This window comes from Porcincola intestinalis (assembly GCF_009696445.1).
Lineage (GTDB): Bacteria > Bacillota > Clostridia > Lachnospirales > Lachnospiraceae > Porcincola > Porcincola intestinalis.
This window is the reverse complement of record NZ_VULZ01000002.1, coordinates 108,355-121,233: the sequence shown is the minus strand read 5'-3', so window position 1 is coordinate 121,233 and position 12,879 is coordinate 108,355. Positions and strand designations below refer to the sequence as shown.

Below are 12,879 nucleotides of genomic sequence, written 5' to 3'. Positions count from 1 at the left end.
AAGGAAATATAATTATGCACAAATGAACGAATCTAAAATTGTTCTATGTGCATAATTTTTTTGACTTATTTTGAATAATATTGACAGTAATACATGAACAATATATACTGTCTGCATGGAACCCGTTCCACCAGCTAAGAGAGAGATGAGGCATGAGAATATACAGTGGAAACCATCGCAAACTGGAGCTGTTCGTACAGGCAGAGGATGCAGATTCCGGATTTTTATCAGTAAGGGATGTGGAAACCGGGAAGGTATTGTTTCAATCAGCGATTCCTGCGGGGCCATTTCGGTTTTTGGAAATTGCGCTTGAAACAGAAAAGACGTACAAGCTGCTTTTTCAGGATGTGTTAATCAGTCAGATGTACTTATCAGGAAATGACGACATCATGGAAACCGGTGTGACTTACCTGATGGTCAACGGGGAAAGTATGGAACAGCTTCGTTATGAAGATATTCTGGATACACCGATTCGGGAACAGTACCATTTCACACCATTCGTGAACTGGTGCAATGACCCAAACGGATTATGCTGGTACAAGGGATATTATCACTTGTTTTACCAAAGTAACCCTAACGAACAAAAGTGGGGGAATATGTACTGGGGGCATGCGGTCAGCAAAGATTTGATGCAATGGAAGTATATGCCATATGCGCTGAAACCGCAGAGAGAGCTATTTCAGTCGAACAAGCTGGTGGGCGGGGCCTTTTCGGGGTGTGCGGTTCCCCAAAAAGATGAACTCCAGATTTTTTTTACCAGGGACATTGAAAAGATAGGGGATCCGGAAAGCATACGTCAGTCTCAATGGACGGCTGTGAGCAAAGATGGCATAACATTCTCAGATGAAGAGGAACTGATTCCAGCACTGTCTTTGAAAGGTGCCGATGTTAATTTCCGGGATCCCAAGGTGTTCTTTCGTGACGAGAAGTGGTATATGCTCCTTGCTTCTAATTACGGTGGCAAAGGCACAATTCTATTGTACAGTTCTCTGGATCAGAAAAAATGGAATTTTATCAGGCCGCTTCTACAGTTAGATGATAAGAATGTGCCAAGCCTTGAATGTCCGGATTTCTTTCGTGTGGATGGATGCGACGTCTTAATGGCAGCTGTGATGGGAATTCGAACAAAATATGGCGTCTACCAGCCTGTCCAATATTACATAGGGCAATGGAAGAATGAACAATTTACGATCAGGAAAACAGGTGTCTGCGATTTCGGGAGCAATTTTTACGCTGTTCAGTCTTTCGAACACCTGGGACGACGAATCCTCATTGGATGGATTTGCGACTGGGCGGGAGAGCATGAGACAATCAGGCATGGTGCATATGGAAGCTTTACTCTGCCGAGAATTGTAGCGGTCAGGGATGGTGTGCTGTACCAAAAACCGGCTGATGAGGTTTACCGGTTTGCTGGGGACACACTTCTGGAGGCCTGTCACTGCGACAAGGCGAAAGTGCTCATACAGCAGAATAATTATTATGCCTGTATTCAGTTTGAGGGTGAAACATCTTTTGAAATCCTGGCGGCCAGGGATGGGGACAGTTATTTGAAACTTCGGGGGGATGGTAGAAAACTGGAGATCCTTTCTGACAGAAACAAAGACACACAGGCCAGATATATAGCGGAAACTCAACGGATTGAAAAAGTTGAGCTATTTATGGACAGGAGGGTACTGGAGGTCTACATCAACAACGGGGAACAGGTTGGGACCAGATTGTTCATCAAACACTCTAAAGATGGGGTTTTCAGTGCTGCTTTTGAGGAAGGACAGAAAGTCGGGCATATTGTTGTGAAACAGATGATGCCGATCTGGAGAGAGAACAGAGGGTGACTGGAATGAAGTTTAAAAAAGCAATTGTTCATAACTGGAGACTGTATGTATTGATGCTCCCTGCGCTGATCTGGTTGATCATTTTTGCATACTACCCTATGTATGGCCTGCTGATCAGCTTTAAGGATTATAAAGGGGCTCTGGGGATCATGGGGTCGCCGTGGGCAAAACCGATATGGAAACACTTTGCGGAGTTTTTCACAACTAGTATTGCAGGCAACGTGATCAGAAACACACTGGTTCTGAGCTTTCTGACCATATTGTTTTCTTTTCCGATACCAATTGTTTTTGCAATTTTATTGAACCAGCTGAATGGAAAGAGAAAGAGAAAACTGATCCAAACAGTTTCATATGCCCCATATTTTATTTCAAACGTAGTGGTTGTAAGCATTTTGAATGTAATTTGTGCACCAAGTGGGTTTGTCAACACCATTATTAAAGGCATCATCGGACGGCCGCTTCTGCTAATGTCTTCGGCGGAGTACTTTCGGACGATGTATATTGTGTCAAACATCTGGCAGACCATGGGATTCTCTGCAATTGTTTATATTGCGGCATTGACCGGAATCAGCCCGGATTATTATGAGGCTGCCATTATGGATGGGGCAACAAAACTTCAGAGAATACGGCACATTGATCTTCCTTTGATTATGCCCACGATCATTATCATGCTTGTCCTTGCACTGGGCAATGTCATGACGATTGGATATGAGAAGGTTTATCTGATGCAGGCAGGAACCAACACGCAGGTTAGTGAAATTATCTCAACGTACGTATATAAGGTAGGACTTCAGAACGCTCAGTACAGCTTTGCTACTGCAGTTGGTCTGTTCAACTCAGTTGTTAATTTCTTGATCCTTATGGCAGCCAATGTTGTGGCGAAAAAAACGTCAGATATCAGTATATTCTGATGCTAATATCAGGAAATGAACCTGGACAGGAGATGGCATGAGCAGAAAAAAAGGAAATGATAAGGTATTTAATCTGGTGAATGGTCTTATTATGGTGATTGTATGTATCTTTATCGCTTATCCGTTATGGTACGTGCTGATTGCATCCATTACCGATTCGGCAATTGTTAATTCCGGAAAGCTGCTGGTACTCCCTGAAAAGATATTCCTGGGTGGGTATAAAAAAATACTGGGATACAAACCAATCTGGACGGGATATTTAAACACAATCAAATATACAGTGGCGGGAACTGCCGTTTCCATCGCTACAACAGTTCCTTGTGCATATGCATTATCCAGAAAAGATTTGGCAGGGAGAAAACTGATCAGTGTATTGTTCACATTTACCATGTTTTTCAATGGCGGAATTATCCCGCTATACCTGGTTATTAACAAATTGGGTATTTATAATACGATATTTGCAATGATCCTGCCATCAGCGGTCAGCGTATATAACTTGATTGTATGTCGGTCATTTTTTGATTCCAATGTACCGAACGAGCTGGTAGAAGCGGCAAAAATCGATGGGGGCAATGACTTCGATATATTTTTCAAAATTGTTCTTCCGATATCTTCAACGATCATTGCCGTCATGATTTTGTTTTATGCTACATCCATCTGGAATTCCTTTATGAATGCTCTGATGTTTATGGGAGATCAGGAAAAAATGCCTCTTCAGGTAATCCTGCGTAATCTGATTCTCTCAAACCAGGCGTCATCTGTATTGTCGGCAGGAACGGATATGATCGAGCGGATGAAGCTGGCTGAGCAGCTGAAATATGGTGTGATTGTAGTATCGGCGTTGCCACTCCTTATTGTGTATCCGTTTGTTCAGAAATACTTTGCAAAGGGAGTCATGATAGGAGCCGTGAAGGGATGACGCCGTTCATATAAACAGGGTAACAGGGTTTGCGCAAACCCCTAAATATAAATCAAGAAGGACTCACCACAGGAGGAGGAGCATGAGAAACAGAAAAATTGCTACATTAATCTCTGCAGGTACACTGATATTCAGTATGCTTGCAGGGGCAGGTTCGGCTGCCGCAGATGAAAAAAAGGCAGGGGAAAATCTTTTTAATCTGGATGGGACACTACCGATTGTGAAGGATGCAAGCAGTATGGATCCGATTACCATTGCTTATGTATCCCCTCCGGAAAAAACGGTAGCAGTTGCAGAGATGCCAATGACAAAGAAGATTTTTGATGAAACAGGCATTCCGGTAGAATGGATAGAGATCCCTTCGGATGGGGCGACAGAAAAAATAAACCTGATGCTGAATGGTGGTGACTATCCGGATGTATTCTGGAATGGAATATCGTCAGATATGGCGATACAGTACAGTGACCAGGACATCTTCATTCCGACAGAAGACCTGATTCAACAGTACTGTCCGAGGTTAATGGACATATTTGAGAAACGGCCAGAATATAGAAAAGGATCCGTTGCCCCGAATGGGCATAGCTATGGGTTCCCATATGTAGAGGAAATGTATGGGCTTGTAAAGACTCCGGGGCCGTTTTTAATTAATAAAAATTGGCTGGATAAGGTCGGAAAGAAAGTGCCTACTACAGTTGATGAGTGGGTAGATTGTCTGAAGGCCTTTCGGGATGGCGGCGATCTGAATGGTAATGGCGTTGCCGATGAAGTTCCTTATTCATTCGGGATGGGATGTGATGGCCTATTCAATTCTTATGACACATTCAATTATTTCACAGGCTGCTTTGGCTCGGCAGATTCCGTTTGCTCTGCAAACGCTCAGGCAAATCATCTTAGGATCGTCGATGGGAAGATTCATTTTACCGCTGCAGATGATGCATTCAGGAAAACAGCGAACTTTTTCAACAAGCTGTATTCTGAAAACCTGATTGATATGGACTCTTTCTCTCCAGGCCCGAATGCCGATACGCCGCTGTACATCAGCAAAATGTCCGGGGATGAGGCAGTAATCGGATGTCTTGGAACCTGGGCTCCTGTGAATGAAATTGTGAATCCGAAAGTCAGAAGCCAGTATGTTGCAATTCCAAGACTAACTGGAGAAGATGGAAAGGGTGGAGTAGAAGTTAATTATTCCGAAATGGCTGAGACGTCCATGGTTGCAATCACGAATAAGTGTAAGTATCCTGAAGTGATTGCTGCGTTGGTAAACTATTGCATGGATCCAGAGATATCTGTCACATTGAACTGGGGGCCGGAAGGCTATACGTATGTCAAGGGTGATGACGGAGTTCTCCATTTTAACCTTGATAAGGACGGAAATATTATTCTGAAGAATGGATATCAGTCTTTCACAGAACAAAGAGCCAATACGACTCCGGGAAGAGGTTCCTTGGTTGTTTTAAGTGACTATTACGGAAAGGTTGCCGATTATACATGGGATGCTATCGATTTGCTGCAAGGGCAGAAGGAGAACGGAAAAGAAGAAATCATGGAAGACATTGATGCGGTTCCAAAGATGATGCTTACATTGGAGGAACAGCAGACGATTGCCCGGATCTATCCGCAGGTTGCCAATGTGGTTGATACATTCCAGATGAATGCAATTCTTCAGGGCGGAGCGGATAATCTTTGGGATCAATATCTGAATGATTTGAAGTCCGCAGGTGTGGATGAATTGGTTGATACCTATCAGGGTGCTTACGAGAGGTTCAGTGCTTCGTAATATAGACCAGCGGCACACAAGAAGCAAAAAGCAAAGAAATGTTCAAGCCGGATAACTGACGGGGACATTTCTTTGTTTTTGTGCTTTATAATTTTGCCTCTGCCCAAACCGGCAATCAGAACAGTCTGTATCCTGAAGGACAACAGCGTGTATAATAAATATAATTGAGTGAACTTGCCCTTGTATTCCTGTTCTGTCAGAAGCAGATTTATTTGGGGATTTCGGGCGATATAGTCAAGGGCTGAGGAGGCAGCAAGTTTACGACATGAAAACCTTTACACTGAATGGAACATGGAGCATGCTGGAACCGGATGGAAACAGGACCGAGGGGAAAATTCCCGGATCTGTCTACAGTTTCCTTCTGGACGCAGGCAAGATGGAGGATCCTTACTACAGGGATCATGAATTCAAGGCGCTGGAGCTTGTGAAGGGGGACTATACCTTCGTGAAGGCGTTTGACGCAGATCCAGCGCTTTTGAGTCAAAACCATCAGGTGCTTCGCTTTGATGGCGTCGATACCATCTCGGACATCTACCTGAACGGGATGTGGATCGGGTCAACGATGGATATGCACACAGCTTACGAGTTCGATGTGAGAGGTCTGCTCCTAGAGAGCGGAAATGAACTGAAGGTATGTATCAAGTCTCCGACGAGGTGGATTGCACAGAGGGACAAGGAACATCACCTTGGCGGCTCGATCGAAGCAATGAAGGGTTTCTCGTATCTCCGGAAGGCTCACTGCATGTTTGGCTGGGACTGGGGCCCGAGACTGCCTGATGAAGGTATCTGGAAGGATGTCACCCTCCTTGGCTGGAATGATGAGAGAATCACGGATGTGCGCATTCACCAGAATCATCTGCTGGAGGATGGCAGTGCGGCGATGGGCGCTTCGGAGCATGCTGCGCAGGCAAAGGCGGGCAGGGTGCGTGTGCAGCTGACGGTGAAAGCAGAGACATCAGCATCCAGTACTGATGGTGCGGACAGCTGCGCAGCTGCATTACACAGTGTTGGTGCCGCGAGGAGCAGCAAAGCTGTATCACACGGTATTGATAGCGCTGGAAGTGGTGAAGCCGCAGGGCAGACCGGCAGCAATCAGATATGCGGCAGGGACGACGCTAAATCGATCAGAATCGAACTGACAGCCCCGGACGGACAAGTCTTCTGCATGAAAAACGGTGAGCCGTTCGAGGTAGAGCGTCCACAGCTCTGGTGGCCGAACGGGCTCGGAGATCAGCCCCTTTACACAGTGACGGTCAGTCTCCTTGGAAGAGAGGGAGAGGTCATCGAACGGCAGACCAGGAGAATCGGCCTTCGCACGATGACGATGAGAAGGAAGAAGGATCAGTGGGGTGAGACATTTGCCACAGAGGCAAACGGTCAGACATTCTTCGCCATGGGGGCAGATTATATCCCGGAGGACAACATTCTTTCGAGGAGATCGCCGGAGCGGACGAAGCGCATGCTCGGATACTGCAGAGAGTCTCACTTCAATGCGATCCGGGTCTGGGGCGGCGGCTTCTATCCGGATGACTGGTTCTTCGACTACTGTGATGAATACGGCCTGGTTGTGTGGGAAGATCTGATGTTCGCCTGCGCGTTCTATCCGTCCGATGAGGCATTCTATGACGAGATCCGGGAGGAAATCCGACAGAATGTCAGACGGATCCGCCATCATGCGAGCCTGGGACTCTGGTGCTGCAACAACGAGATGGAAGGATTCACCTTTGACGGTGGCTACGAGTGCAATGCCATCACGAAGGCAGATTATCTGATTCAGAATGAATATGTGATTCCGCAGATTCTGAAAGAGGAAGACCCGGACACCTTCTGGTGGCCGTCCTCTCCGTCATCAGGCGGAAAGCTGGACAATCCGAGCGATCCCAGCCGCGGAGACGTCCATTACTGGAATGTCTGGCACGGCGGCGTTCCGTTTACGGAATACCGGAAGTTCCGGTTCCGCTATCTGTCAGAGTTTGGATTTCAGTCTTTCCCGTGTCTGACAACGGTGAAAAGCTTTACGGAGCCTCAGGACCGCAACATTTTCTCTTATGTAATGGAGATGCATCAGAGAAATGCAGGTGCGAACGGGAAGATCATGATGTACCTGTCACAGAATTACCGCTACCCGGAGACTTTTGAAAACCTGCTCTATGCATCACAGCTGCTTCAGGCTGAGGGCATCAAGTATGGTGTTGAGCATTTCAGACGAAACAGAAACGATGACAGATGCATGGGTGCAATTTACTGGCAGCTGAATGACATCTGGCCGGTCGCGTCCTGGGCGTCTTTAGACTACTATTATCGCTGGAAGGCACTCCAGTACTATGCAAAGCGTTTCTTTACGCCGGTCATGCTGAGCTGCGAGGAAAACGGCATGGCATCCCAGGGACTGACCTGCATCAGTGAACCGGAACCGCATACCTATTCAGCGCGGCTTTGCCTGACAAATGAGACCTGGGATGTGCAGAAGAGGACGGTTGTATGGGAACTGCGGGATGAGTCGAGCTGCATTCTCAAAAGCGGACGTATTGAGGCGGAAGTGAAACCATTCTCAAGCGAGTGGTTCGACACCATCGATGTTTCAGATGCTGATATCCGCTCCACGCATCTGCACTATGCACTGTTGAAAGAAGAGGAGACGCAAGGCGCAGCGGACGGAGCCGATCTGGCTGAGGATGATACGGCACAGGGAAGCGTTCTGTTTGTGCCGGCGAAGCATTATCGTTTTGCTGATCCGCACCTGGAGCTTGATGTCAACAGGAAGGACCGCACGGTCACAGTGACAGCTGAAGCGTACGCAAAGTCGGTGGAGATCTATAGTGCAGGCGGTTACGTACGGCTGGACGACAACTTCTTCGACATGGAGAAAGGCAGCCGCACCCTTCAGATTCTTGAGGGAGATATGGACGATCTGAAGGTGAGAAGCGTATTTGATATTTGATGAATCACAGAGAGGACGATTCTGCATGGCATCTGGGATGCTGTGGAATCGTCCTCTTTTTTTATACGGCAGAAGGATGACGATGCAGTCTGACTGGTTCTGCGCAGGTTCCGCCATCATAGTATGACACTGGCAGAACAATATCCTGGCGGGCTGCAGCGGGGTGCTCGATCCGGTTCATAAGCGCCTTCACTGCATACTCCGCGATGCTGTATCCCTTGGTATGGGCAATGCTGGACAGTCTTGGCAGAAAGCGGATATCACTCCCGATGCTATCAAACCCGCAGATGGAGAGATCCTGGGGAATCTGGTATCCTTCTTCCTGGAGTGCCTGCATACAATCGTACGCAACTTCGTCATTGAAGCAGACGAGCGCGGAATAGCTGAGCGGAGTCAGAAGACGGGTGATCCGCCCTTCGTGAAGCGCCTGACAGCTGACGGTGCTCTCAATGATCCGGACACTTTTCTGATCTGAGCTGACAAACTCATCGACGGCACGCAGAAATCCCTTTTGCCTGAGCGGCTGTGAAGTGTTGTTCTGAGGACCTGCCAGATACAGATACTTCTGATGTCCCAGCTGAGCCAGTGTCTTTCCGGCCAGATATCCCCCAGCTTCATCGTCTACCCGGACACAGTCGATATCCTGCTGCTGGATGGCACGGTCTACAATCACAACCGGAATATGGTTTGCCTGAAGGAGCTGAACAGCAGAAGTGTTCCCGTCAGCTGTCCCGACACTATCCTGTGGAAACAGAAGAACGCCTGAGACGGAGTAGGAGACCGCGAGGGCAGCCAGTTCCTTCTCGGTTGTCAGGCTTCTGTTGTTGCACAGGATGATCACGTTGTATCCCCTTGCCTGCAGTTCCAGTTCGATTCTTGCCATCAAATGAGAGTAGTGCGGGTTCTCGATATCCTCAATGATGATGGCGACTACGTGTGATTCGCTTGACCGAAGGCTTGCTGCAAGCCGGTTCGGAATGTATCCGACTTCGTTTGCCGCTTCCCGAATTTTCTGAATCGTAGACTGCGGGAGCCTGGAATCTCCGCGGAGTGCCCGTGAGACCGTATTGACTGAGTAGCCGCAGCGCTGTGCAACTGTGCTGAGCGTCGGCCTTCTGGAAGAACCTGACATGGCGCTCCTCCTATCTGAAAGTTCTGAATTCCTTTATTATTTTTATCAAATATCACAATGATACGCAAGTAGAAATGTGCACAATATCCTAAAATAGGAATAATAACGAAAAGATGATTGACAAATAATTGGAATAACGTTATCCTAAATCCAACACAAGGTTATCGTTAACCCTGACAGCACTGCTGGCAGACAGAGGATGATTAGACGGGAGTTTATCATGGAAGAGAGAAAGCAGGCAAGAATCAGTATTGACCGTGAGGTTGAAGTATCCAGAGTAGATGAGCGGATCTTCAGCTCGTTTATCGAGCATCTGGGAAGGGCGGTATATGAAGGAATCTATCAGCCGGGCAGCAAATTCGCCGATGAGGATGGGTTGAGAACGGATACCATCGACCTGATCAAAGAACTGAAGGTCCCATATGTCCGCTATCCGGGCGGAAACTTTGTCTCCGGGTTCAAGTGGGAGGATTCTGTCGGTCCGGTCAGCCAGAGACCCCACAGGATCGACCCAGCGTGGGGCGTGATTGAGACGAACGAGTTCGGCCTCCATGAGTTCATGAACTGGGCGAAGAAGGCGGATGTGAAGCCGATGTACACGATCAATCTTGGAACCCGCGGCGTGTCTGAAGCAAAGGATGTGATTGAGTACTGCAACATCAAGAGCGGAACCTATCTGAGCGACCTCCGCAGAAAAAACGGGGCCGAGGAGCCTTTTGGCATCAAGCTCTGGTGCCTCGGCAATGAGATGGACGGTCCCTGGCAGATGGGGCATAAGACAGCACGCGAGTATGGAAGAATCGCCCATGAGGCGGGCCGTATGCTGAAGTTTATCGATCCGTCGGTGGAGTGCGTCGCCTGCGGGTCCTCGAACTCCTCCATGCCGACATTTGCAAGCTGGGAGCGGACGGTGCTCGAGGAAAGCTACGACACAACCGATTACATCAGCCTGCACACATATTACGGAAACCGCGACAACAACACACCGGATTTTCTTGCAAGCAGCGTGGACATGGATCAGTTCATCAGCAGCGTTGTCGCGACCTGCGATTATGTCAAGGCGGTGAAGAGATCGAACAAGAAGATTAATCTGAGCTTTGATGAGTGGAATGTCTGGTACCATTCCAACGAGGCGGATACGAAGCTTGAAAAGTGGGTGCAGCATCCGCATCAGCTCGAGGATATCTACAACTTTGAGGACGCGCTGCTGGTCGGAAGTATGCTGATCACACTTCTGCGGCACGCAGACCGTGTCAAGATCGCCTGCCTGGCGCAGCTGGTAAACGTCATCGCACCGATCATGACATCTGATACTGGTGCCTGGAAGCAGACCATCTTCTATCCGTACCTGCATGCCAGCACGATGGGACGCGGCACGGTTCTCAATACCGCCGTCAAGGTCGATACATATGAGAGTAAGCATGGAGATGCACCCTTCGTTGACGCGGTTGTGATTGCGGATGAGGGGCAGGAGACGCTCACGCTCTTTGCCGTCAACAAGGATCTGAAGAGCGATTACAGCGTGACGATGGATGTCAGACAGTTCGAGGGGTATCAGGTTCAAGAGCATATCCTTCTAACGAATGAGGATCTCAAGGCTGTTAACACGGAAGAGAAGCCGGACAATGTGGCGCCGGTATTCTGCCAGAACAGCAAAGTTGAAGACGGAACACTGAAAAGTGTTCTGCCGGCAAGAAGCTGGAACGTGGTCAGGCTGAAAAAGACGGTCTGATCAACATGCAAAGGCCGCTGTCTTCTCTGGGAACCAGAAGAAGGCAGCGGCCTTTTTGAAAGGGGAGAGTCACATGATGTCTGCCAAATATCGCTTCAGCTCCTCATCTGCATCCGCAACAATCTTTTCTTCATCTGCGCCGGCAAGGCGGCCGTGCTCGACCGTCACCTTTCCATTCACAACAGTCCAGTCTACAGCGCCTTTCAGGCCGACCGTAGCAAGGACGGATTTCGGATCATAGCAGGCACCGACCAGCTCGAGCCTGTGCGAGTCGATTAGGAAGAAGTCCGCACACTTCCCGGTTTCGAGGCTGCCAATTTCATGCTCACGGCCCAGAAGGGCAGCACTTCCGATGGTTGCCATCTTCAGCACCTGATAGCCGTCGGGCGCTGCCTTCGATGAGTTCAGACGGTGCAGAAGGAAGCAGACACGCATCTCTTCAAGAAGATTGCTCCCATCGTTGCTGGCACTTCCGTCGACACCGAGTCCGACATGGACACCGGCCTTCAGCATGTCCGGGATGCGGGCAATGCCGGAGGAAAGCTTCATATTCGAGATCGGGCAGTGGCAGACACCGGTGCCAGTGTCTGCCAGAAGCTGAATCTCCTCATCATTCAGGTGGATGCCGTGCGCAAACCAGACATCCGGTCCGAGCCAGTCGAGGCTCTCCATGTACGCGACAGGCCTCAGCCCGAAGTGTTCGAGTGTGAAACGCTCCTCATCCTTTGTCTCGCAGAGGTGCGTATGGAGCCGGACATGACAGCTCCTTGCCAGCTTCGCGCTTTCCCGGAGCAGGTCTGATGAGACAGAAAACGGAGAACAAGGTGCCAGTGCAATGCGGTGCATGGATGTGAAGGAATTGTCCTGATATTTTTCCACCAGGCGAACAGAATCCTTCATGATCTCATCGACGCTCTGTACGACGGAATCCGGCGGCAGCCCTCCGTCCTTTTTGGACAGATCCATGGACCCTCTGGAAAAATGCATCCGTGCGCCAAGCATTTCTGCCGCCTGCCACTGAGCTGCCAGCAGATCGCCGCCATTTTCCGGAAAGACATAATGATGGTCAAAGATGGTCGTACAGCCGTTCTTCATCAGTTCGCCGATTCCGACAAGAGAGGAGAGGCGGATGGTGTCTTCGTTCAGATTCTTCCACACCTCGTACAGAGTGGTGAGCCAGTCGAACAGCTCCATGTTCTGAACCTGCGGCAGGTTCCGCGAGAAGATCTGGTAGAGATGATGGTGCGCGTTCACCAGCCCCGGGTAGCAGAGCATGCCTGTTCCATCGATCACTGTGTCATATTCCGCTTCGGCTGCGTCGCTTTTTGGCATATGGCCGGAAGAGTCGCCTGATGTGCAGCAACTGCCGGAACGAACCGCCGGCGAGTCCTCATGCGGACGAATCGCGCAGATCCTTCCGTCCTCACAGACCAGATCGACATGGTTGTAGACATGATCGTCGTTGTCACAGGAAACAAGCGTATCAATATTCTTTACAAGAAGTCTGCTCATCACAACACTTCCTTTCCAGATTGCAGATCCAGGTCGATTATGAGCCAGTTGTTTTGAATCAGAAAGCTGTCTGCCGCACTTGAGCAGACAAGTTTGGTTCATCAGCCTCATCGTAGCACA

At 48.9% G+C, this 12,879-nt stretch carries 8 protein-coding genes; 6 read left to right on the top strand and 2 right to left on the bottom strand.

What is annotated here, in order from left to right:
* Positions 1–152 precede the first annotated feature (152 nt).
* The 5 genes from FYJ35_RS02665 to FYJ35_RS02640 all read left to right on the top strand — a co-directional run bounded on the left by FYJ35_RS02665 (position 153) and on the right by FYJ35_RS02640 (position 8,383).
* Positions 153–1,832 (top strand): glycoside hydrolase family protein, encoded by a 1,680-nt coding sequence (locus tag FYJ35_RS02665; protein WP_154522743.1) that lies wholly within the window; start codon positions 153–155, stop codon positions 1,830–1,832.
* A gap of 5 nt (positions 1,833–1,837) precedes the next feature.
* Positions 1,838–2,743, top strand: a complete 906-nt coding sequence (locus FYJ35_RS02660) for an ABC transporter permease (protein ID WP_205839671.1) — start codon at positions 1,838–1,840, stop codon at positions 2,741–2,743.
* 37 nt (positions 2,744–2,780) lie between these two features.
* Complete coding sequence (locus FYJ35_RS02655; protein ID WP_154522740.1) at positions 2,781–3,662, top strand: carbohydrate ABC transporter permease; 882 nt, start codon at positions 2,781–2,783, stop codon at positions 3,660–3,662.
* Between the two features lie 82 nt (positions 3,663–3,744).
* Entirely contained in the window at positions 3,745–5,442 is a 1,698-nt protein-coding gene (locus tag FYJ35_RS02650; RefSeq protein ID WP_154522737.1) for an extracellular solute-binding protein, read from the top strand.
* 265 nt (positions 5,443–5,707) lie between these two features.
* Positions 5,708–8,383, top strand: coding sequence for a beta-mannosidase (locus FYJ35_RS02640; RefSeq protein WP_154522734.1), 2,676 nt, complete (start codon positions 5,708–5,710; stop codon positions 8,381–8,383).
* Positions 8,384–8,444: 61 nt separating this feature from the next.
* Here the strand turns inward: FYJ35_RS02640 and FYJ35_RS02635 are convergent, their stop codons facing one another.
* Positions 8,445–9,515 (bottom strand): LacI family DNA-binding transcriptional regulator, encoded by a 1,071-nt coding sequence (locus FYJ35_RS02635; RefSeq protein WP_154522731.1) that lies wholly within the window; start codon positions 9,513–9,515, stop codon positions 8,445–8,447.
* Between the two features lie 220 nt (positions 9,516–9,735).
* Between FYJ35_RS02635 and arfA the strand changes: the two genes are divergently transcribed.
* Complete coding sequence (arfA, locus tag FYJ35_RS02630) at positions 9,736–11,247, top strand: arabinosylfuranosidase ArfA (RefSeq protein ID WP_154522728.1); 1,512 nt, start codon at positions 9,736–9,738, stop codon at positions 11,245–11,247.
* Between the two features lie 69 nt (positions 11,248–11,316).
* Here arfA and FYJ35_RS02625 read toward each other — a convergent pair whose 3' ends face one another.
* Complete coding sequence (locus tag FYJ35_RS02625) at positions 11,317–12,759, bottom strand: 8-oxoguanine deaminase (RefSeq protein WP_154522725.1); 1,443 nt, start codon at positions 12,757–12,759, stop codon at positions 11,317–11,319.
* Between the last annotated feature and the right edge of the window lie 120 nt (positions 12,760–12,879).

Excerpts from the sequence above, each read along its gene's own strand:
- FYJ35_RS02665 (WP_154522743.1), top strand. The coding sequence starts at position 153 with ATGAGAATATACAGTGGAAACCATCGCAAACTGGAGCTGTTCGTACAG.
- FYJ35_RS02660 (WP_205839671.1), top strand. The coding sequence starts at position 1,838 with ATGAAGTTTAAAAAAGCAATTGTTCATAACTGGAGACTGTATGTATTG.
- FYJ35_RS02655 (WP_154522740.1), top strand. The coding sequence starts at position 2,781 with ATGAGCAGAAAAAAAGGAAATGATAAGGTATTTAATCTGGTGAATGGT.
- FYJ35_RS02650 (WP_154522737.1), top strand. The coding sequence starts at position 3,745 with ATGAGAAACAGAAAAATTGCTACATTAATCTCTGCAGGTACACTGATA.
- FYJ35_RS02640 (WP_154522734.1), top strand. The coding sequence starts at position 5,708 with ATGAAAACCTTTACACTGAATGGAACATGGAGCATGCTGGAACCGGAT.
- FYJ35_RS02635 (WP_154522731.1), bottom strand. The coding sequence starts at position 9,515 with ATGTCAGGTTCTTCCAGAAGGCCGACGCTCAGCACAGTTGCACAGCGC.
- arfA (WP_154522728.1), top strand. The coding sequence starts at position 9,736 with ATGGAAGAGAGAAAGCAGGCAAGAATCAGTATTGACCGTGAGGTTGAA.
- FYJ35_RS02625 (WP_154522725.1), bottom strand. The coding sequence starts at position 12,759 with ATGAGCAGACTTCTTGTAAAGAATATTGATACGCTTGTTTCCTGTGAC.